This is a genomic window from Streptomyces aidingensis (assembly GCF_900112355.1).
Lineage (GTDB): Bacteria > Actinomycetota > Actinomycetes > Streptomycetales > Streptomycetaceae > Streptomyces > Streptomyces aidingensis.
Window position 1 is genome coordinate 492483 of sequence record NZ_FOLM01000001.1, and the last position, 20305, is coordinate 512787.

16 protein-coding genes are annotated in these 20305 nt (G+C 72.9%); 13 read left to right on the forward strand and 3 right to left on the reverse strand.

What is annotated here, in order from left to right; translation table 11 throughout:
• The first annotated feature begins 270 nt into the window (after positions 1 to 270).
• The 11 genes from BM242_RS02240 to BM242_RS02295 all read left to right on the forward strand — a co-directional run bounded on the left by BM242_RS02240 (position 271) and on the right by BM242_RS02295 (position 15485).
• Positions 271 to 3024, forward strand: a complete 2754-nt coding sequence (locus BM242_RS02240) for an ABC transporter substrate-binding protein (RefSeq protein ID WP_175541214.1) — start codon at positions 271 to 273, stop codon at positions 3022 to 3024.
• A 208-nt stretch (positions 3025 to 3232) separates the two neighbouring features.
• Complete coding sequence (gene typA, locus BM242_RS02245) at positions 3233 to 5101, forward strand: translational GTPase TypA (protein WP_093836871.1); 1869 nt, start codon at positions 3233 to 3235, stop codon at positions 5099 to 5101.
• A gap of 510 nt (positions 5102 to 5611) precedes the next feature.
• Positions 5612 to 7243: a peptide ABC transporter substrate-binding protein gene (locus BM242_RS02250; RefSeq protein WP_093836872.1), complete on the forward strand. Its 1632-nt coding sequence runs from the start codon at positions 5612 to 5614 to the stop codon at positions 7241 to 7243.
• 119 nt (positions 7244 to 7362) lie between these two features.
• Positions 7363 to 8289 (forward strand): ABC transporter permease, encoded by a 927-nt coding sequence (locus tag BM242_RS02255; protein WP_093837292.1) that lies wholly within the window; start codon positions 7363 to 7365, stop codon positions 8287 to 8289.
• Complete coding sequence (locus BM242_RS02260) at positions 8282 to 9223, forward strand: ABC transporter permease (RefSeq protein ID WP_093836873.1); 942 nt, start codon at positions 8282 to 8284, stop codon at positions 9221 to 9223. The genes BM242_RS02255 and BM242_RS02260 overlap by 8 nt, the downstream gene beginning before the upstream one ends.
• An 11-nt stretch (positions 9224 to 9234) precedes the next feature.
• Positions 9235 to 10230 (forward strand): ABC transporter ATP-binding protein, encoded by a 996-nt coding sequence (locus tag BM242_RS02265; RefSeq protein ID WP_245833750.1) that lies wholly within the window; start codon positions 9235 to 9237, stop codon positions 10228 to 10230.
• Positions 10214 to 11260, forward strand: a complete 1047-nt coding sequence (locus BM242_RS02270) for an ABC transporter ATP-binding protein (RefSeq protein ID WP_093836874.1) — start codon at positions 10214 to 10216, stop codon at positions 11258 to 11260. The genes BM242_RS02265 and BM242_RS02270 overlap by 17 nt, the downstream gene beginning before the upstream one ends.
• A gap of 383 nt (positions 11261 to 11643) precedes the next feature.
• Positions 11644 to 11838 carry a hypothetical protein gene (locus tag BM242_RS02275; protein ID WP_093836875.1) on the forward strand — a complete coding sequence of 65 codons (195 nt, stop codon included), beginning with the start codon at positions 11644 to 11646 and terminating at the stop codon, positions 11836 to 11838.
• Between the two features lie 91 nt (positions 11839 to 11929).
• Complete coding sequence (gene mshB, locus BM242_RS02280) at positions 11930 to 12832, forward strand: N-acetyl-1-D-myo-inositol-2-amino-2-deoxy-alpha-D-glucopyranoside deacetylase (protein ID WP_093836876.1); 903 nt, start codon at positions 11930 to 11932, stop codon at positions 12830 to 12832.
• Positions 12829 to 13215 (forward strand): DUF6113 family protein, encoded by a 387-nt coding sequence (locus tag BM242_RS02285; protein WP_093836877.1) that lies wholly within the window; start codon positions 12829 to 12831, stop codon positions 13213 to 13215. Before mshB ends, BM242_RS02285 begins: the two co-directional genes overlap by 4 nt.
• A 257-nt stretch (positions 13216 to 13472) precedes the next feature.
• Positions 13473 to 15485 (forward strand): hypothetical protein, encoded by a 2013-nt coding sequence (locus BM242_RS02295; protein ID WP_175541215.1) that lies wholly within the window; start codon positions 13473 to 13475, stop codon positions 15483 to 15485.
• A gap of 119 nt (positions 15486 to 15604) precedes the next feature.
• Here BM242_RS02295 and BM242_RS02300 read toward each other — a convergent pair whose 3' ends face one another.
• Positions 15605 to 16657: a GNAT family N-acetyltransferase gene (locus tag BM242_RS02300; RefSeq protein WP_093836880.1), complete on the reverse strand. Its 1053-nt coding sequence runs from the start codon at positions 16655 to 16657 to the stop codon at positions 15605 to 15607.
• 135 nt (positions 16658 to 16792) lie between these two features.
• Between BM242_RS02300 and fdxA the strand changes: the two genes are divergently transcribed.
• A complete protein-coding gene (gene fdxA, locus BM242_RS02305; RefSeq protein WP_093836881.1) occupies positions 16793 to 17116 on the forward strand; it encodes a ferredoxin in 324 nt (107 codons plus the stop codon).
• A gap of 125 nt (positions 17117 to 17241) precedes the next feature.
• Complete coding sequence (dapC, locus tag BM242_RS02310; protein ID WP_093836882.1) at positions 17242 to 18357, forward strand: succinyldiaminopimelate transaminase; 1116 nt, start codon at positions 17242 to 17244, stop codon at positions 18355 to 18357.
• 123 nt (positions 18358 to 18480) lie between these two features.
• Here dapC and BM242_RS02315 read toward each other — a convergent pair whose 3' ends face one another.
• Complete coding sequence (locus tag BM242_RS02315) at positions 18481 to 18933, reverse strand: hypothetical protein (protein WP_093836883.1); 453 nt, start codon at positions 18931 to 18933, stop codon at positions 18481 to 18483.
• 311 nt (positions 18934 to 19244) lie between these two features.
• Entirely contained in the window at positions 19245 to 20150 is a 906-nt protein-coding gene (locus BM242_RS02320; protein ID WP_245833751.1) for a VldE C-terminal domain-containing protein, read from the reverse strand.
• Positions 20151 to 20305 lie beyond the last annotated feature (155 nt).

Consider the following 20305-nt stretch of genomic DNA (forward strand, 5'->3'; position numbering starts at 1 on the left):
GACCACCTCGCCCTGGTGGCGGCGGATTTCCGAACCCTAAGAGTGTGACCGAGCACACATCCCAGGGGAAGAGTGCCGCGCGGATTTCCCGGACGGCGCGGCTCCGGCCGGCGTCCGGCGCCGTTCGGGTGGCATCGGGACCGCCGCGCGCCGTGTCGCCGCCGCATGGGCGCCGGCCTCCCCTTCTCTGCTGGATAGGTGTGATCAGCCGTCAATCAGAGGAGAGCCGGGCGGCACCGGGCCCGGAGGCGGAAGCCGGAGGGAATGCGGATGTCTGGATGGTCGGCAATCGGCACCGCGGCGCGGCGCGGCGCGCTCACACGGGGCGCGGCTCTGCTGGCGGCCGGCGCGCTGCTGCTGCTCCCGGCGATGGCCGGGTGCAGCGGCGGGGACGACGGTGAAGCCGTTCCCCTGCGCTCCCTGGCCACCGCCGACCGGGCGGCGCTGCGCAGCGGCGGGACCGTGACCTGGGCCGTCGACGCGCCACCGGCCACGCTCAACGCCTTCCAGCACGAGGCCGACCGCACCACCGACCTGATCGCGGGCGCGGTGCTGCCGATGCTCTTCGTGCTGGACGAGCGCGGGCGTCCGCAGCTCAATCCGGACTATCTGGAGTCGGCCGAGATCACCGCGCGGGAGCCGAAGCAGACGGTGGTCTTCACACTGAATCCCAAGGCGAAGTGGAGCGACGGGAGCAGGATCGGAGCCGAGGACTTCATCGCCCAGTGGAAGGCGCTGAACGGCCAGGACGCCGCGTACTGGTCGGCGCGCAACACCGGCTACGACAAGATCGAGAATGTGGAGGCCGGGCGGGGGAAGAACGAGGTGCTGGTGACCTTCGCCCGCCCGTATGCGGACTGGCGCTCACTCTTCACCCCGCTGTATCCCTCGTCGGTGACCGGCGAGGCGAAGACCTTCAACGAGGGCGCGAAGGACGAACTGCCGTTGTCGGGAGGCCCCTTCCAGGTGAAGGCGGTGGATGCCCGCAAGGGCACGGTCACTCTCGTACGGAACGGGAAGTGGTGGGGCGATCCGGCCCTGCTGGAGGAGCTGGTGTTCGCCGCGGTACCGGCCGGCCGGCGGGTGGAGGCGCTGGCCGCCGGGGCCGTCCAGATCGCCGAGGTCTCGCCCGCCGAAGCCGACCGCATCGAAGCGAACGCCTCCGGCGGTGACGCCGCCGATGCCTCCGGCGGTGACGCCGCCCGTGGCCCGGGCGGGGGCACGGACGTATCCGGTGGGGAGGCCGTCCGGGGGACGGAAGAGGAAGGGGGCGGGCGGGCCGGCTCCGGCGGGGCCGTGTACTCGGGGCGTGTGCGCTCCGGGCGCGCCGAGGCCGCCGACCCCGGGAGCGACCCGGGGATGAGCGCCGCGGAGGCGCCGGGCCCGGATGCCGGGGCCTTTGGCGGGCAGGCGGAGGCGCTCGGCGCCCTGCACCGGCTCGCCGAGGCCGAGCTGGCCGTTCTCGACGGAGACGGCGAGCCCGCCGACGCGGAGCGGGCGGCCGAGCACTACGCGGATTCCGTCGCCGCCGCCTGGCGGGCCCGGGACGAGGCGTTCGCCGCCCGGGAGCGGGCCATGACCGAGGGCCTGGGCCGCTATACCGTGCACCGGGCCTTCAGCGCTTCCTACACCCAGCTCGCCATGAACGGCACCTCCGAGGCGCTGGAGGACGAGCGGGTGCGCTGGGCGCTGGCCCGCGCCCTGGACCGCGCCGAACTGGCCGCGCTGGTGCACGAGCCCGCCGGGCTGCCGGTGCGGCCACTGGGCAGCCATCTGTGGGTGATGGGCCAGGACGGCTACCAGGACAACAGCTCCGCCCTCGGCGAAACCGGCGTGGCAGCCGCCGCGGCGCTGCTGGAAGAGGCGGGCTGGCGCCGCGGCACCGGCAAGGACCCCGGCACGGACGCCGGCACCGAGGCGGACACGGATACGGACCCCGGCACCGAGGCAGACACCGAGGCGGACACGGACACCGAGGCGGACGCCGACCCCGGCACGGACGCCGGCACCGAGGCGGACGCCGGGGCGGACACGGAGCCGGACGCCGGTGCCGAGGCGGACACGGACACCGGGGAGGGCGGGCCCGCGGGGGAGGCCGACGACGCCGATGCCAAGCCCGGTGACGTCCCCGGCACGGGCACCGCGGCGGCCGGTGCCCGCCCACCTGCCGCCGCCCTCGCCGACGGCTGGCCGCTGGTCGGCGGCCCGGTGCTGCGGCTGGCCGCCGCCGACCGCACCGGGGCCGACCCGGCCGGCGGCCTGGCCGCCCGGGTGCTGCCGCGCCTGGACACCGTGCAGCCGGGCGCCCGGCAGCGCGCGGTCCTGCTGCGGCAGGCGGCCGGCGCCGGGTGGCAGGCCGCGGCCGAGGCCGAGCGGGCCGGGGAGGACGACACCGCCGCCCGGCTGCGGATCAGCGCCGTGCAGTCCGAGGCGGGCGCCGCCCGGGCCGCCGACGAGGCGGACGAGATGTCCCGCCAGGCCGCCTCCGGGGTGCGCACCAAGGACGGCGTGCCGCTCCGCCTGGAGTTCGTGCTCCCGGCCGGCGACGAGGCGGAGCAGCTTCGGGAGGTGGGCGAGCACATCGCCGCCATGCTGGCGCCGCTCGGCGTGCTGGCCGAGATCATCGAGGTGGACGGCGCCGCCTACTTCGAGGACCACATCATCGAGGGCGACTTCGATCTGGCCCTGTACTCCTGGCCCGCCTCCGCCTATCCCGCCACCGATGCCCGCCCGGTGTACGCCAAGCCGCAGGCGATCCCCGGCGGTGAGCTGTTCGTCGAGCAGAACTTCGCCCGGGTCGGCACCGACCACATCGACCAGTTGCTGTACCAGGCCGCCACCGAGCTGGACGACGAGCGCCGCGCCGAACTGCTCAACAAGGCGGATGTGCGGCTGTGGGCGGCGGCCGGTTCCATCCCGCTGTTCCAGCGTCCCGAGCTGGTGGCGGTGGACCGGGAACTGGCCGGGGCCGGGGCCTTCGGCCTGGCCACCCCCCGCTACCAGGACATCGGCTACCGCCGCTGACCCGGCCGCCGCCCGGCACCGCCCGGCCCCCGCACCGTACGATGAGGTGCGGGGCCGGTCCACCCGAGGCGTACGACGCCGGCCGGGCTCGCCGCCACCAGGTCATCCGCCAGCCGGGACCGCACCGCCCGTCACCGCGCCCGCGCCGTCGCGCGCCGCGGGGCCCGGCGCGGACAGCGTTCCGTCACGTCCGGGAGAAGCTCCGCCAGTGCCCACGCGCCACGACATCCGCAATGTCGCCATCGTCGCCCATGTCGACCACGGCAAGACCACCCTGGTCGACGCCATGCTCAAGCAGGCCGGCGCCTTCGCCGCACACCAGCAGGTGGACGACCGGGTCATGGACTCGAACGACCTGGAGCGGGAGAAGGGCATCACCATCCTGGCCAAGAACACGGCCATCAAGTACCACCCCAAGGACGGCTCCGGCCCGGTGGTGATCAACATCATCGACACCCCGGGCCACGCCGACTTCGGCGGCGAGGTGGAGCGCGGCCTGTCCATGGTGGATGCCGTGGTGCTGCTGGTGGACGCCTCCGAGGGCCCGCTGCCGCAGACCCGTTTCGTGCTGCGCAAGGCGCTCCAGGCCCGGCTGCCGGTGATCCTGTGCATCAACAAGACCGACCGCTCCGACGCCCGGATCTCCGCCGTGGTGGACGAGACCTACGACCTCTTCCTGGACCTGGACGCGGACGAGGAGCAGATCGAGTTCCCGATCGTCTACGCCTGCGCCCGGGACGGCATCGCCTCGCTCACCCAGCCGGCCGACGGCACCGTCCCGGCCGACAGCGAGTCCCTGGAGCCGCTGTTCTCCACCCTGCTGACGACGGTGCCGCCGCCCGTCTACGACGCGGACGCCCCGCTCCAGGCCCATGTCACCAACCTGGACGCCGACCCGTTCCTGGGCCGGATCGCGCTCTGCCGCATCCAGCAGGGACATCTGCGCAAGGGCCGCACGGTGGCCTGGCTCAAGCGCGACGGCTCGGTGCAGAACGTCCGCATCACCGAACTGCTGATGACCGACGCGCTGACCCGCAAGCCCGCCGCCGAGGCCGGGCCGGGCGACATCTGCGCGGTGGCCGGCATCCCGGAGATCACCATCGGCGAGACCCTGGCCGACCCCGACAACCCGGTGGCCCTGCCGCTGATCCAGGTGGACGAGCCGGCCATCTCCATGACCATCGGCACCAACACCTCCCCGCTGGTGGGCCGCGGCGGCAAGGGCCACAGGCTGACCGCCCGGCTGGTCAAGGACCGGCTGGACCGGGAGCTGGTCGGCAATGTGTCGATGCGGGTGCTGCCCACCGAGCGGCCGGACGCCTGGGAGGTGCAGGGCCGCGGCGAGCTGGCCCTGGCCATCCTGGTGGAGACCATGCGCCGGGAGGGCTTCGAACTGACCGTGGGCCGTCCCCGGGTGGTCACCCGGGAGATCGACGGCAGGGTGCACGAGCCGGTGGAGCGGATGACCATCGATGTGCCCGAGGAGCACCTCGGCGCGGTCACCCAGCTGATGGCCGGCCGCAAGGGCCGGATGGAGACCATGGTCAACCACGGCTCGGGCTGGGTGCGGATGGAGTTCCTGGTGCCGTCCCGGGGCCTGATCGGCTTCCGCACCGAGTTTCTGACCGAGACCCGGGGCACCGGGATCGCGCACGGCATCTTCGAGAGCTACGAGCCCTGGGCGGGGGAGCTGCGCACCCGCTCCACCGGCTCACTGGTCGCCGACCGGGCCGGGCAGGCCACCGCGTACGCGATGCTCAACCTCCAGGAGCGGGGCACCCTGTTCGTGGAGCCGGGCACCGAGGTCTACGAGGGCATGGTGGTCGGCGAGAACTCCCGCTCGGACGACATGGACGTCAACATCACCAAGGAGAAGAAGCTCACCAACGTCCGTTCCTCCACGGCCGAGACCACGGAGAACCTGGTGCCGCCGCGCAGGCTGTCGCTGGAGCAGTGCCTGGAGTTCTGCCGGGAGGACGAGTGCGTGGAGGTGACGCCGGGCGAGGTGCGCATCCGCAAGGTGGTGCTGGACCAGCGTGAGCGGGCGCGCGCCGCCTCGCGCGCCAAGCACGCCTGACCACGCCTGCCCCGGACGCCTTCCCGGGCAAACGTTTGCGGCCCGTCCCCGAGCGCAGGGGCGGGCCGCCGCTGTTTCCGCAAATGACTACTTTCAGTAGTCATTTGAGAGGGCCCTTGAGGGAGAATGCATCATGCATCTGTCAAGGGTGTCTCGATGTGCGCCGATGCCGGGGTGTCCGATGAGCGGACGCATATGTCCGTGGGGCGGATGGCTGATGATGGCATGCGTCACAACTGCCCGTTTTGAGGGTGAGTGTCTCGCGTGGAAATGGTCCGTTTTGCCGCTTATTCGAGCCGGTCTGCCGGATAGTCTTCATCGTATCGTGATCTTAAATGGCTGACTAAATCCTGCTTATGGCCAATAGTTGTTCCGGTTGCGACTGCCGCGGTGTGACGCACAGCTATCTGTGCGGCCGGGTAATCGCTGGGCGCCGGATGGGTCGGGTGTGAAGGCTTTGCGCATGCGGCGCCCCTCAAGGCATGCACGAAATCATTGAGGAGGCAGGCCATGCGCGGTGCGCGCAGCGCCAAGTGGGTGACGGGTGCGATAGTCGTGGCACTGGCCGCGAGCGCCTGCGGCAGCGGTGACGACGGCTCCGGGGGCGGCAGCGGCCTCGGCTACGACGCCACCGGCAAGGTCATCGGCGAGTCGGCCGAGCCGCAGAAGGGGCTGATCCCCTCGGACACCATGGAGGCCATCGGCCACGAGGTGATCGGCGCCCTGTGGACCGGTCTGATCAAGACCGACCCGGCCACCGGCGAGATCATCTACATGAACGCCGAGTCCATCACCACCGAGGACTCCCGGACCTGGACCGTCACCCTCAAGGACGGCTGGACCTTCCACGACGGCACCCCGGTGACCGCCGACTCCTACGTCAAGGCGTGGAACTGGGCCGCCCACATCGAGAACAACCAGCAGAACAGCTCCTGGTTCTCGGACATCGCGGGCTATGCGGACGTGCACCCGGCCGAGGGCGAGCCCACCGCCGAGACCATGTCCGGCCTGAAGGCCGTCGACGAGCACACCTTCACCATCGAGCTGACCCAGCCGCTGGCGTACTTCAACTACAAGCTGGAGTACAACCCGTTCTTCCCGCTCCCCGAGTCCTTCTACGAGGACCCGGCCGCCGCCGCCGAGAACCCGGTCGGGAACGGCCCCTACCGGTTCGTCTCCTGGGAGCACAACAAGTTCATCGACGTCGAGAAGTGGGACGAGTACCAGGGCCCGGACGCCGCGCAGAACGAGGGCGTCGTCTTCCTGAACTACGCCGACTCCGACGCCGCCTACCAGGACCTGCTCTCGGACAACATCGACTACGTCCGCCAGGTCTCCCCCAACAACCTGGCCAAGTTCGAGCAGGACCTGGGCGAGCGGGCCATCAACCTGCCCTACGCGGCCATCCAGACCGTCAACTTCGCCTTCTACACCGACCAGTGGAAGGACATCGACGTCCGGGTCCTCCAGGGCCTGTCCATGGCGATCGACCGCGAGACCATCACCTCCACCGTGCTCCAGGGCACCCGCGTCCCGGCCACCGGCTGGGTCGCCAAGGGCGTCATGGGCTACGAGGACGGCGCCTGCGGCCCCTACTGCACCTACGACCCCGAGACCGCCGAGGAACTGATCGAACTGGGCGGCGGCGTCCCCGGCAACGCGATCTCCCTCCAGTACAACGCCGACGGCGGCCACAAGGAGTGGGTGGAGGCGGTCTGCAACTCCATCCGCCAGGCGGTCGGCGTGGAGTGCACCTCCGACGCCAAGCCCACCTTCCAGGAGGACCTGGACGCCCGGGACAACAAGCAGGTCAAGTCGATGTACCGGTCCGGCTGGGGCATGGACTACCCGTTCAACGGCAACTTCCTGCGCGACCTGTACGGCACCACCTCGGCCGGCAACAAGGGCGGCTTCTCCGACAAGATCTTCGACGAGCTGGTCGCCGAGGCCGACGCCGCCCCGACCGTCGAGGAGTCCGCGGCCCTCTACCGCGCCGCCGAGGAGCGCCTGGCCGAGACCTTCCCGGCCATCCCGCTCTGGTACTACGAGGTCCAGTCCGGCCACTCCACCAAGGTCGACAACGTGGCCTTCGACCTCTACGGCCACCCCATCCTCACCGACATCACGGTGACCGGCCGCTGAGCCCGGCACCCCGGTGACGCCCGCGGGCGGCCCTGCGCGCACGGCGAACCCGTGCCGGAGGGCCGCCCGGCGGGCACGCACCCCGCGCACGCACCCGAACCACCCCCACCGGAGGCATGATGGGGCGCTATGTCGCCCGGCGACTGCTCCAGATGATCCCGGTCTTCATCGGGACCACCTTTCTCGTCTTCTGCATGATCTATGTGCTGCCCGGCGACCCGGTCCGCTCCCTGTGGGGCGACAAGGTCCCCGACCCGGCACAGCTTGCCGCGATCCGGGCCCAGCTCGGCCTCGACCAGCCGCTGTGGCAGCAGTACCTCGACTACATGGGCGGCCTGCTGACCGGCGACCTGGGCACCACCACGGTCGGCCGCCCGGTCGCCGACGAGATGGGCCGCGCCTTCCCGGTGACCATCCGGCTGGCCGTCATCGCCTTCCTCTTCAGCAGCGTGGCCGGCATCACCCTGGGCGTGCTCGGCGGCATGCGCCGCGGCAAGTACGTGGACACCGGCATCCTGATCTTCACCATGCTGGTGATCTCCATGCCGGTGTTCGTGCTCGGCTATGTGATGCGGCATGTGTTCGCCACCGAACTGGGCTGGGTCACCCCGACCGTGCAGAACTCCGAGGAGATCGGCCAGTTGCTGCTGCCCGGCGTGGTGCTCGGCATGCTGTCGCTCGCCTATGTCGCCCGGCTGACCCGCACCACCGTCGCCGAGAACCTGCGCGCCGACTTCATGCGCACGGCGAGGGCCAAGGGCCTGCCGCGCCGCCGCATCGTGCGGGTGCATCTGCTGCGCAACTCGATGATCCCGGTGGTCACCTTCCTGGGCACCGACCTGGGCGCGCTGATGGGCGGCGCCATCGTCACCGAGGGCATCTTCAATGTCCACGGCGTCGGCCGCCTGGTCTACGACGCGCTGGTGCGGCGGGAGAGCGCCGTGGTCGTCGGCACCGTCACCGTCCTCGTCCTCATCTATCTGGCCGCCAACCTGCTGGTGGACCTGCTCTACGCCGTTCTGGACCCGAGGATCCGCTATGCCTGACACGACGAGCATCGAGAAGGCCACCGGCACCGCCCCGGTCAAGGTGGGCGCACCGCTGCCCGCGCCCGCCAAGGGCCGCAGCCTGTGGGCCGACGCCTGGCACGACCTGCGCCGCAACCCGCTGTTCGTGATCTCCGCCGCGCTGATCCTCTTCCTGGTCGTCCTGGCGCTCTTCCCCTCCCTCTTCACCGACGTCAACCCGCGCGACGGCGACCCGGCCAACCACTACCTCGGCCGGCCGGAACTCACCCACTGGTTCCGGCCCGACTGGTTCGGCTACGACGGCCAGGGCCGCTCCATCTGGGCCCGGGTGGTGCACGGCACCCGCGCCTCCATCCTGGTCGGCTTCGGCGTCACCCTCCTGGTCACCCTCGTCGGCGGCCTGACCGGCCTGCTGGCCGGCTACTTCGGCGGCTGGCTGGACTCGGTGCTCTCCCGGATCACCGACATCTTCTTCGGCGTGCCCTTCCTGCTGGGCGCCCTGGTGGTGCTGAACGCCGTCACCGACCGCACCCCGGTGGTGGTGATGGGCGCGCTGGCCTTCCTCGGCTGGACCCAGATGGCCCGGGTGATGCGCGGCTCGGTGCTCACCACCAAACAGGCGGACTATGTCACCGCCGCCAGAGCACTGGGCGCCGGAACCTGGCGGATCATGCTGCGCCACATCCTGCCCAACGCCGTCGCGCCGGTGCTGGTCGTCGCCACCATCGCGCTGGGCAGCTACATCTCCGCCGAGGCCACCCTGTCCTACCTGGGCGTCGGCCTCCAGGACCCGACCGTCTCCTGGGGCATCGACATCTCCACCGCCTCCAACCAGGTCCGCAACGCCCCCCATGTGCTGTTCTTCCCCGCCGGGATGCTCAGCCTGTGCGTGCTGGCCTTCATGATGATGGGCGACGCGGTGCGCGACGCCCTCGACCCCAAGCTGCGCTGAGGAACCGCACCGTGACCACTGTGCCCCTGCTCGAAGTCCGCGACCTCCAGGTCGAGTTCCACACCCGGGACGGTGTCGCCAAGGCCGTCAACGGCGTCAGCTACACCGTCGAGGCCGGGCAGACCCTGGCCGTGCTGGGCGAATCCGGCTCCGGCAAGTCCGTCACCGCCCAGGCCGTCATGGGCATCCTGGACATGCCCCCCGGCCGCATCACCGGCGGCCAGATCCTCTACCGGGGCCAGGACCTGCTCACCATGAGCGAGGAGCAGCGCCGGAAGATCCGCGGCGACAGGATCGCCATGATCTTCCAGGACGCGCTGTCCTCGCTCAACCCGGTGCTGTCGGTCGGCTACCAGCTCGCCGAGATGTTCCGCGTCCACCGCGGGATGTCGCGCCGCCAGGCCAGGGCCCGCGCCATCGAGCTGATGGACCGGGTCCGCATCCCGGGCGCGCGGGAGCGGGTCAACGACTATCCGCACCAGTTCAGCGGCGGGATGCGGCAGCGGATCATGATCGCGATGGCTCTGGCCCTCGAACCCGACCTGATCATCGCCGACGAGCCCACCACGGCGCTGGATGTCACCGTGCAGGCCCAGGTGATGGACCTGCTGGCGGAACTCCAGCGCGAATACCGGATGGGCCTGATCCTGATCACCCACGACCTGGGCGTGGTCGCCGATGTCGCCGACACGATCGCGGTGATGTACGCCGGGCGGATCGTGGAACGCGCCGACGTCCACCAGCTCTACCGCCGGCCCGCCCACCCCTACACCAAGGGGCTGCTGGACTCCGTACCGCGTCTGGACCACAAGGGCGGCGAACTGTACGCCATCAAGGGCCTGCCGCCCTCCCTGACCTCCCTCCCCGGCGGCTGCGCCTTCAGCCCTCGCTGCGCCGCCGCCACCGACCTGTGCCGTTCGCAGACCCCCGCCGTCGTCCCCGTCGCCCCCGGCCGGGTCGCCGCCTGCCACCACTGGAAGGAAACGCTCGATGCCCCGGCAGCCTGATCAGCGAGAGCCCATCCTCCAGGTCCGCGACCTGGTCAAGCACTTCCCGCTCACCCAGGGCATTCTCCTCAAGCGCCAGATCGGCGCGGTCAAGGCGGTGGACGGGGTCTCCTTCGACCTCCACCCGGGGGAGACCCTGGGCATCGTAGGGGAGTCCGGCTGCGGCAAGTCCACCGTGGCCAGGCTGCTGATGTCCCTGGAGACCCCCACCTCCGGCCAGATCCGCTACAAGGGCCAGGACATTTCCCGCCTGTCCGGCCGGGCCCTCAAAGCCGTGCGCCGCAATATCCAGATGGTCTTCCAGGACCCCTACACCTCGCTCAACCCCCGGATGACGGTCGGGGACATCATCGGCGAGCCCTATGAGATCCACCCCGAGGCCGCCCCCAGGGGCGAGCGCCGCCGCAAGGTGCAGGAACTCCTCGATGTGGTGGGCCTCAACCCCGAGCACATCAACCGCTACCCCCACCAGTTCTCCGGCGGGCAGCGGCAGCGCATCGGCATCGCCCGGGGCCTGGCCCTCAACCCCGAGATCATCATCTGCGACGAACCCGTCTCCGCACTCGACGTATCCGTCCAGGCCCAGGTCATCAACCTGATGGAACGCCTCCAGGACGAGTTCGGTCTCTCCTACGTATTTATCGCGCACGACCTGTCGGTGGTGCGTCACATCTCGGACCGGGTGGCGGTGATGTACCTGGGCCGGATCGTCGAGACCGGCAGCCATCAGGAGATCTACGACCATCCCACCCACCCGTACACCCAGGCGCTGCTGTCCGCCGTGCCGGTGCCCGATCCGGCGGCCCGGGAGCACCGGGAGCGGATCATCCTGCGCGGCGATGTGCCCTCCCCGGCCGACCCGCCCTCCGGCTGCCGCTTCCGCACCCGCTGCTGGAAGGCGCAGCGCACCTGCGCCGAGGTGGACCCGCCGCTGGCCGTCCCGGTGGCCTTCCAGGGCGCCCGGGGACCGGTGGCACACGACTCGGCCTGCCACTTCGCCGAGGAGAAGGAGCATGTCGCCCACGGCTGAGAAGCGACCGGGGCGGAACGGCTGACCCCGGCTTGCTGCCGGGCCCCCAGGGCCTGGGGGACCATCCCGCCCCGATCCACGGCACCCGCACGGCCGTACGGCCTCAGTGTGAGAACCCCGCATTCCGGAGCGGCGTCCGGCCGGTTGCGCCCGTGTTAACGGCCGTAAAGGGATGGTCAGGACGTATCCGGCAGCGGCCGGCCGCGGATATGGGCGTGCGCCTGCACTCTGCACCCGTGCACCGACGTGTGATGACTCACCCGTAGTTATGATCCGTTGCGCCGGGTGGGTAGGACAGTGAGAGCTCCGTGACGCACTGTCCCGCTCAGCCGCCCCGGACTTTGATCGTTGCCGTCCCTGTGTCCCGATGGAGGTAAACCGCCGTGGCCTTCTCCGTCTCCGCGGTGCTGCTGCTGGCGATCATCGTCGTCCTGCTGGTCAGGAAGTCAGGGCTGAAGGCCGCGCACGCCACGGTGTGCGCCCTGCTCGGCTTCTTCCTCGCAAGCTCCAACCTGGCACCGACCATCAACGATCTCACCGCCAGCGTGGCCGACATGATCAGCGGATTCACCTTCTGAGCGGCATCCGGGCGGCATCCGGGCGGCATCGGAGCGGCGTCCGCGGCGGGGCCGCACGGCCGGTGCCCGGGGCCGGCCGTAAGCTCGGGGCATGAGTTCCCGCGCTTGTGGCCTGCTGCTGGTGCACGCACACCCGGACGACGAGTCGATCACCAACGGCGTGACCATGGCGGCCTGTGCGGCGCGCGGGGTGCCGGTGACCCTGGTGACCTGCACCCGGGGTGAGGAGGGCGAGATCATCCCGGCCGGTCTGGCGCATCTGGCCGCGGACCGGGACGACGCCCTCGGCCCGCACCGGGAGCGCGAGCTGGCCGCCGCCATGGCCGAACTCGGCGTCACCGACCACCGGTTCCTGGGCGGACCGGGCCGCTGGCGGGACTCCGGCATGATGGGCGTCACCGCCAACCGCCGCCCCGGGGCCTTCTGGCAGGCCGACCCCGGCACCGCGGCCGGGCAGCTCGCCGAGGTGATCCTGGAGGTCCGGCCCCGGGTGCTCATCACCTACGACCCGGCGGGCGGCTACGGCCACCCCGACCACATCCAGGCCCACCGGGTGGCGATGCGCGGCGCCGAACTGGCCGCCGGGCGCGGGCACCGGATCGAGCGGGTGCTGTGGAACTGTGTGCCGCGCACCGCGGCCGAGGCGGCGCTCGCCCGGCTGCGCGCCGGTGGCCCGGGCCCGTTCCGCGGCGTGGCCTCCCTCACCGACATTCCCGGCGTGGCCGACGACGAACTGGTGGTGCTGGCGGTGACCGGTGACGCCGCGGCCCGCAAGGCCAAGGCCGCCGCCATGCGCGCCCACGCCACCCAGATCGAACTGGCCGAGCCCGGCGAGCCCGGCGCCGAGCCGCTGTTCGCGCTCTCCAACGGGCTGGCTCAGCCGGTGTGGTCCACCGAGTACTACCGGCTGGCCTGGGGAACACCCGTCCCCGAGGGCGCGGACGATCCCTTCGACGGCCTGGAGACCGAAGCCGGCGAAGGAGACGCCCGATGAGCGGGATGACGGCCGGAAGGCTGGCGGCCCATCTGCTGCTGGCGGCGCTGGGCGCACTGGTCGCCGCGGCCGGAGCACTGGTCCAGGCCGGCTGGTTCCCGCTCGGGGTGCTGCTGGCGCTGGCCGGGGCCGCCGCGCTGTTTCTGGGCGGCGCGCTGGTCATGCGCACCAAGGCGGGCGCGGGGGTGCCGGCCGTCGGCTGGGCGGTGACCGTGATGGTGCTCAACGTGCCGCGCCCGCAAGGCGATTTCCTCTTCGCGGCAGGCGCGGCGAGCTATCTCTTCCTGTTCGGTGGCATGATGACGGCGGTGCTGTGCGCGATGCTGGCCCCGACCGACCGGCCGTTGTTCTCCGCGCCCCCGCCCTCGGGCCGGGGGAAGTAAGGGGACCGGGCGGGCAGGCCGTCGGCGCCCGCAGACCGCGCCGGCCGTGCCGGAAAGCGCGTCGGGTACCTGCCTGGTACCCCCTGAGGTACCCGATGTGCCCGACCGGTCACGGAACCGTCCGACAGCCGTTCGAACTGTGCTGCTAATCCAGCGGCCCCCGGCTCCGGGTGCCGCGTGCCGAAGTATGGTGGGCTCGCCGTCCGACCCGGCGCCCGATCCGGGGCCGGCCGGTGAAGCCAATCGGGAGATCTGCCTTGAGTCGTGAAACAGACAGCCCGTTCCCCGGGCGGGGGCCGGAGCCGTACGGCGAGCCCGGTGCGCCGGGGGCGGCCGGGGGGCCGGATGCCGCCGAGGGGCCGGACCAGAAGAAGACAGAGACCACACTGACCACGCGGGTCAAGATCAGCATCCCCGGTTCACGGCCCATCCCGCCCGTGGTGGTGCGCGAGCCGGTCCGCGGGGAAGCGCGGTCCGCGGAGCCGGCCGGTGACGCCGCCCCGGCACCGGAATCCGGGGCCGGTCCCGCCGGCCCGCCCGGGCTGCCCGCGCCGCACCCGTCCGGAGCCGAACCGGCGGCGGACGGCCGCAACGGCAGTGAGAACGGCAGGAAGGCCAGCTCCTGGTTCGAACCCCGCAAGCCCGTCGGCGGCGGTTCCGGCGGCACCCCGCCCATGGGTGTGCCCGCCCAGGCCACCGGCGCCGGGCCCGGAACGCCGGGCGGGGGCACCCCGCCGTACGGCACACCGGGCCACCCGGGCGGCGAGAGTTACGGCGGCGGCCCGGGCGGTCCGCCCGGCGCGCTGCCGACCCGGCCCACCGGCCGTACCGCCGGCCCGCAGTCCGGCGGCATGCCGCTGCCGCCGCCGCCCGGCCCCTCGCCCGCCGCCGATCTGCCGCGGCCGGCGGCGGCCGGGCCGGGGGAGCCGCCCGGGGCCACCACCATGGAACTCGGCGCCCCGCTGCGCGACGACACCGGCCCGGCAGCCGGTGTCCCCCCGCAGGGCCATCCCCCCGAGGAGCCCTATCCCATGGGCCCCGGTCCCGGAGCCGGCCCGTTTCCCGGCGGTCCGCGGCAGCAGCCGGAGACCGGCGCGCTGCCGCAGCTTCCCAGCCCGTTCGGGCCGGTGGGCGGCCCGGCCGTGCCGCCGCCCGGACCCACCCCGCCGCCCGCCGTCCCCCACGACCGGACCCCGCCCCAGGCCGGGCACCACGGCGGCGGCCACGACGGCCACGACGACTACGACGGCCACGGCGGCTACGAGGAGTACGCGGAGCCGGCCGCCGAGCCCGAGCCGCCGCGCCGCAAGGGCCGGGGCAAGTCGCTGCTCACCGTCGCGCTGGCCGTCCTGATCGGCGCGGGGGTGCTCGCCTACGGCGCCGGCCTGCTGCTCAGCCAGCACGATGTCCCCGAGGGCACCACCGTGCTGGGCCACGACATCGGCGGCGGCACCACCCAGGAGGCGGTCAACAAGCTGGAGGCCGCGCTCGGCGAGGCCGCCGACGCGCCGCTGATCCTGGTGATAGACGGCCAGGAGGTGGAGCTGCGGCCCAGCGTGGCCGGGCTCGCCGTCGACACCGAGAGCACGGTGCGCATCGCCGGTGCCGCCGACTACAACCCGGTGACGGTGATCGGTTCGCTGCTGGACTCCAGCCGCGTGGTGGAGCCGGTGTTCGCGGTCGACGAGGAGAAGCTCACCGCCGCGCTGGAGGACATCGCCGCCCAGTACGGCGGTGCCGAGCCGGAGAACGGCCACATCACCTTCGACAGCGAGGGTGCCCACGCCCACTACGGCAGCCCCGGGGTGACCGTGGACGCGGTCTCGGCCGCGCCGGCCGTGCGGCAGGCGTTCCGGGAGCGGATCGAGACCGGATCGACCGCGCCGGTCGAGCTGGCCACCACCGAGGTGCAGCCGGAGATCACCGACGAGGAAGTGGACGCGGCCATGGCGGAGTTCGCCGAGCCGGCCATGTCGGGCCTGGTGCGGGTCACCACCGAGAGCGGGTTCCCGTTCATCGACTTCAGCCCGGAGAACTCCATCCACCAGTTCATCGGCATGGAAGCGGTGGACGGCCGGCTGGTCGACGTCTACGACACCGAGACGCTGGCCGGGCTCTACGGCGGCACCTTCAGCCAGGTGCTGATCACCCGCGGCGACGGCAGCCAGACGCCGCCCACGCCGGAGGAGATCGCCGGACTGCTGCGGCAGGCGCTGCGCGAGACCGACCCGGAGCAGCGGGTGGCGGTCATCCGGACCAACCCCGAGTAGACCGCCCGGGCGGGGGAGGCCCCTCCGTCCATGTCCGTCCCTGTCCCTGTCCATGTCCCGGTCCATGACCATGACCGCCGTTCAGGGGGCTGCCGTGCGCCGGCCGCCCCCTGAACGCGTCATCCGGGCCGGTCGGCGCCGGGCGCCCGGCGGTAGTGGTAGTGGTGGTGTTCGGTGAAGCCGAGGCCCCGGTACAGGGCCTGCGCCCCCGGATTGCCGGTCTCCACCTCCAGCCAGGCGGCGCCGGCGCCCTCCGCCAGGGCGGCCCTGGCCAGTTCCGCCATCACGGCCGTGGCCAGCCCCTCGCGCCGCCGCCCCGGGGCCACCGCTATCGCGGCGAAGCCCGCCCAGCGGCCGTCCACCACGCAGCGCCCCACCGCGGCCGGGCCGTCCCCGCTCTCCGGCGCCCCCGGGACCACGGCGAACCACACCGACGGGCCGCCGGTGAGCACCTGGCGCGCGACCGCCGCGGTCTCCTCGTCCGCCGCCTCCCCGGCGGTGCGCGGCCAGCCGCGCAGCCACTGCGCGGTCAGCTCCCGGCCCACCCGCACCCGGGTGTCCGGCTCCCGGTCGGCCAGCGGCGCCAGGGCGCCCGTCAGCAGCGCGGTGTGCGCCTCCGCGGTCCAGCCGTCCCGCTCCAGCCGGGCGGCCAGCCGCTCGTGCGCGTCGGCGGCCCCGGTGGCCACCCGCAGCCGGGCCGGCAGCCCGCGCTCCGCGTACCAGGCGGCAACGCGCTCCAGTGCCGCCGGGTCCGCCAGTTCCTCCGGGCCGCCGAGCGGGAAGGCGGAGTTGGCCCGCCGGGTCCAGTGGTGCGCGGCGCGGCAGAGCCAGCCGCCGATCCGCTCGCTGTCCGGGGCGGGCCAGCCGCGCGCGGCCACTCCGGTGAGCTCCCGCACCCCGGCCGCGGGCTGCCCGCGGCGGCGGGCCGGTGCGGCCGGCACCGTCTTGCCCGCCACCAGCGAGGCCTCCGGGATGCGGACCGTCTCCCCGTCGCGCCGGGTGATACTCAGCACACCTTGGGTCCACGATGTGAGAACGCCGACCGTGTCCGTGAACCGCGGCCCGTCCCCGACCGCCCCCCGAGGCTGGGCCAAGGTTCGTACGGATACGCGTTTACCCACGTCAGCGCCGGTAATACGGATCTGAAGGCGTACGCCTGTGGTGAACTCCACCGTCTTGATCGCCCCTCGTGTTCGTCCCCGCTGCCAAAGCCGCGATACTAGGTCCCGGCATCGACGACGCCGCGCTCCCGCGCGCTCTGCTGGCGGTACCGCCGGTCCGCCGCCCTACCAAGGAGGAACGACAGCGTGACCTACGTCATCGCGGAGCCTTGTGTCGACATCAAGGACAAGGCATGCATCGAGGAGTGCCCCGTCGACTGCATCTACGAGGGCAATCGTGCGCTCTACATCCACCCGGACGAGTGTGTGGACTGCGGCGCCTGCGAGCCGGTCTGCCCCGTCGAGGCGATCTTCTACGAGGACGACGTCCCGGAGGAGTGGAAGGACTACTACAAGGCCAACGTCGAGTTCTTCGACGAGCTGGGCTCGCCCGGCGGGGCCAGCAAGCTGGGCCTGATCGACCGGGACCACCCGGTGGTGCTGGCGGCCCCGCCCGGCGAGCAGGACTGAGCCGTCCGCGGTCCCCGGGCGCGCCCCCGCGGCGCGCCCGGGCACCGCGGGCCCCGGCCCGGACCCGTACCGCCTCCGTACCGCCCCGTGCGCAGCAGCAGCGCAGACCGATGAAGTGAGCCCCCGTGAGCCAGCCCGCGCGTCCGCGCTCCGCCCTGTCCCGTCTTCCGGCCTTCCCCTGGGACCGGCTGGAGCCGTACAAGGCCACCGCCGCCGCGCATCCGGACGGCATCGTGGATCTCTCGGTCGGCACCCCGGTGGACCCGGTGCCGGAGGTGATCCGGCGGGCCCTGGCCGGGGCCGCCGACCGCCCGGGCTACCCGGTGGTCCGGGGCACGGCCGGGCTGCGCGACGCCATGGTGGCGTGGAGCGGGCGGCGGCTGGGCGCGCGCGGGCTGACGCACGGCCATGTGCTGCCGGTGATCGGCTCCAAGGAGTTCGTGGCCTGGCTGCCCACCCAGCTCGGGCTGGGCGCGGGCGACCGGGTGGCCTTCCCCCGGCTGGCGTATCCCACCTACGAGGTGGGCGCCCGGCTGGCGGGCTGCGAACCGGTGCCGTACGACGACCCGGCCGCGCTGGATCCCGCCGGGCTGCGGCTGCTGTGGCTCAACTCCCCCTCCAACCCGACCGGCCGGGTGCTGGGCATCGCCGAACTGCGCTCCGCCGTGGCCTGGGCGCGCCGGCACGGCGTGCTGGTGGTCAGCGACGAGTGCTATCTGGAGCTGGGCTGGGAGGGCACCGAGCCGGTCTCGGCGCTGCATCCGGAGGTCTGCGGGGGCGAGCCGGACGGGGTGATCGCCGTGCACTCGCTCTCCAAGCGCTCCAATCTGGCGGGCTACCGGGCGGCCTTCGCGGTGGGCGACGCGGCGGTGCTGGGCGAGCTGCTCACCCTGCGCCGGCACGGCGGGATGATGCTGCCGGCGCCGGTGCAGGAGGCCATGGCGGCGGCGCTGGGCGACGACGCCCATGTGGCGGAGCAGCGGGCCCGGTACGCGGCCCGGCGGTCGGCGCTGCGGGCGGCCCTGCTGGCGCGGGGCTTCCGCATCGAGCACAGCGAGGCGTCGCTGTATCTGTGGGCCACCCGGGACGAGCCGTGCTGGGACACGGTCGCTGATCTGAGCAAGCTCGGTGTGCTGGTCGCCCCGGGGGAGTTCTACGGCCGGGCCGGGGAGCGCTGCGTCCGGGTCGCGTTCACCGCCACCGACGAACGCGTCGCCGAGGCCGTCCGCAGACTCTCCTGACGCCCTGCCCCCCGGCCCGCCCCCGGCTTTCCCGGCTCGCCCGCCGTCCGCCCTGCGGGCACACGCACGGGACCCCGGGGGCGGGAGGGTCCCCCGGGGTCGGCCGCTGCGGCAGGAGCGGGATCAGAGCGGCAGGCCGCCGAGCATCGGGGTGTTGCCTCCGGAGGTCAGCCCGCCGGCCAGCCCCGAGACGGTGTCGGTGGGCAGCTCGGTGCCGCTGAGCGTCGACGCGGTCTCGCCGACCAGGCCGGAGGCGGTGCCGGTCAGATCGTCGGAGGCGTCCTCGGCCGCGGGGGCGGCGGTGCGCAGGGTGGAGCCCACGGTCCGGCCCGCGGCCGGAACGCCGCTGGCGACCAGTTCGCCGCCGGCCGCGCCGACCATCTGCGTGGCGCTCTGGGCGGCGACGTCCAGGGACTCGGCGGCAGAGGTGGCGTCGAGGTCGGTCACTCCGCTCAGGTCGGTGGCCTCCGGCAGCGCCACGGCGTTGGCGGCACCGGCCGCGCCGACCACCGGAGCGGTTCCCGCGGCGAGCACGAGCGCGGCCTTGGCCATACGGCGCTTGAGGGGGTGGGACATGATGCTCCTTTGACGGAGAGGATGCTCTTCGGATGTGTCGTGAGTTGTGCGCTGTCGGGCCGGGGATATCCCGGCCGGACGCCGTGCCTATCGCGGCAGACCGGCCCTTGGTTGCGGCGGCCAAGGTAAAGGATTGGCAATGCGGCCGGATTATCGGGTCTGTGTGCACATTGGCAACCCGCACGAGGTAATTTCCGCACAGATGTCGCTCGTTGAAATGTGCGGAAGTGGGCACGGACTTCCTGTGGTCGAACGCCTTCTCGGCTGCCGGGGCAGGCGGAACCGGTCCGCGCCCCGTCCCCGGGCGTCCGTCAGCCGGCTACGGACAGCAGCAGATCACCGCGCGGCTCGCCGCTCTCCCGCCACCCCTCGGCCGAGCGCGCCGCCTCCCACACCCGGTCCGCGAAGGCGATCCGCACGATGCCCAGTTCCGCCGCGTGCGCCACCGCCCAGTGCGCCAGCTCCCAGCCCCGCCGCTCCGCGTCGCCGGCCGGCGGGACCACGGTGACCTCCGCACCGGTCGTGACGGGCGCCACCGCGGGGCCGAACTCCCGGATCATCCGCGCCGAGATCTCCGCCGGGTCCCCCTGCGCCGCCGGATTCCCGCCGGTGCTGCAGCTCAGCGCCGCGGCCGAGCGCCCGGTGAGCGCCGCCGCCAGCAGCGCGGCCCGGGTCTCGTGCTTGGCGTACTCATCGGGATAGGCGCTGCGCTGCACCGCCTGCGCGGCGTCGGTCAGCGGCATGTCCAGATAGTCCGGCACCAGCTCCAGCTCCTCGTAGAAGCGGGAGGCGGCATAGACCGGGTCCATGATCTCCGCCACCGTGCCCCAGCCCATCGACGGCCGCTGCTGGAAGAGGCCGACCGAATCCCGGTCGCCGTAGTCCAGGTTGCGCAGGCTGGACTCCTGCATGGCGGTGGCCAGCGCTATGGTCACGGCCCGCTCCGACAGGCCCCGGGAGCTGCCCACGGCGCCGATGGTGGCGGCATTGGCCGCCTGTTCGGGCTGGAGCGCATAGCCCTCGCCGCCGTCCGCCGCACCGGCCACCGTGCACCGCGGGCGGCCCACCCCGGTCTCCCAGTGCACCGCTCCGTAGACCACCAGACCGGTCAGCGCCACCAGCACCGCCGCGGCGCGGGCCGGCCCGCGGCCGGGGCGGCGGGGCCTGCCGGTCCGGGCGGCACGGGGGACTGTCGGAGAGGGTGTCGGCTCTGGCACGGGCCTACCGTAATGGAGCGGGAGGGGCGTCAGGGAGCCGGTGTGCGGCATGGGTTTTCCGAGGCCGGGCCAGGACATCACCGCCGGTGAGCCCCGTGGGCGCCGCCCGCGCCGCCGCCCGCGCCGCCGCGCCGGGTGCGCGGGGACGGCGCGGG

What these genes read in the sequence shown, in the direction of transcription:
- BM242_RS02250 (WP_093836872.1), top strand. Translation starts at nt 5,612, where the DNA reads ATGCGCGGTGCGCGCAGCGCCAAGTGGGTGACGGGTGCGATAGTCGTG.
- BM242_RS02255 (WP_093837292.1), top strand. Translation starts at nt 7,363, where the DNA reads ATGGGGCGCTATGTCGCCCGGCGACTGCTCCAGATGATCCCGGTCTTC.
- BM242_RS02270 (WP_093836874.1), top strand. Translation starts at nt 10,214, where the DNA reads ATGCCCCGGCAGCCTGATCAGCGAGAGCCCATCCTCCAGGTCCGCGAC.
- BM242_RS02315 (WP_093836883.1), bottom strand. Translation starts at nt 18,933, where the DNA reads ATGTCCCACCCCCTCAAGCGCCGTATGGCCAAGGCCGCGCTCGTGCTC.
- mshB (WP_093836876.1), top strand. Translation starts at nt 11,930, where the DNA reads ATGAGTTCCCGCGCTTGTGGCCTGCTGCTGGTGCACGCACACCCGGAC.
- BM242_RS02260 (WP_093836873.1), top strand. Translation starts at nt 8,282, where the DNA reads ATGCCTGACACGACGAGCATCGAGAAGGCCACCGGCACCGCCCCGGTC.
- BM242_RS02240 (WP_175541214.1), top strand. Translation starts at nt 271, where the DNA reads ATGTCTGGATGGTCGGCAATCGGCACCGCGGCGCGGCGCGGCGCGCTC.
- BM242_RS02285 (WP_093836877.1), top strand. Translation starts at nt 12,829, where the DNA reads ATGAGCGGGATGACGGCCGGAAGGCTGGCGGCCCATCTGCTGCTGGCG.